Raw genomic sequence first — 518 nt, forward strand, 5'->3', positions numbered from 1 at the left:
GGACATGGTGCCGTTCAACCCGATTGAAAACCCGGTTGAAATGGACCAGAAAGTAACTACGGTGATCGAAAAACTACGGAATACCCCCAATCCTGACTCTAAGATCCCTGTGGATTACCCGAAAATGTTTAAAGATGCTTTCGGCACGGATGAGATCAATTCCGAGCGCATGATGAAAGCGATCTCGCAGTTTATGATGACGATGGTTTCGGCCACTTCCAAATACGACTATTACCGGGCAGGTGATGCTAGCGCACTGAATGCCCAGGAAAAAGAAGGGCTTGTGCTGTTCCAGAAAAATTGCAGCTCGTGCCACGAAGGTGTCCTATTCACTAATCATAGTTTCCGTAACAATGGACTAATGCCGATGCGCAACAATGATCTGGGACGTGGCGCTATAACAGGCAATGCTGCCGACGAGCACAAATTTAAAGTGCCAAGCCTTCGCAATGTGGGACTTACAGCGCCCTACATGCATGATGGCCGTTACCATACTTTGGAAGAAGTGCTTGATCATT

At 47.7% G+C, this 518-nt stretch carries 1 protein-coding gene; it reads left to right on the plus strand.

Annotation, left to right across the window (positions count from 1 at the left end):
- A partial coding sequence (locus ACTIE6_RS24300) for a cytochrome-c peroxidase (protein WP_439559089.1) occupies window positions 1-518 on the plus strand: 518 nt, incomplete at both ends.

Source organism: Dyadobacter sp. (genome assembly GCF_051859145.1).
In the GTDB taxonomy this organism is placed as follows: Bacteria; Bacteroidota; Bacteroidia; order Cytophagales; family Spirosomataceae; genus Dyadobacter.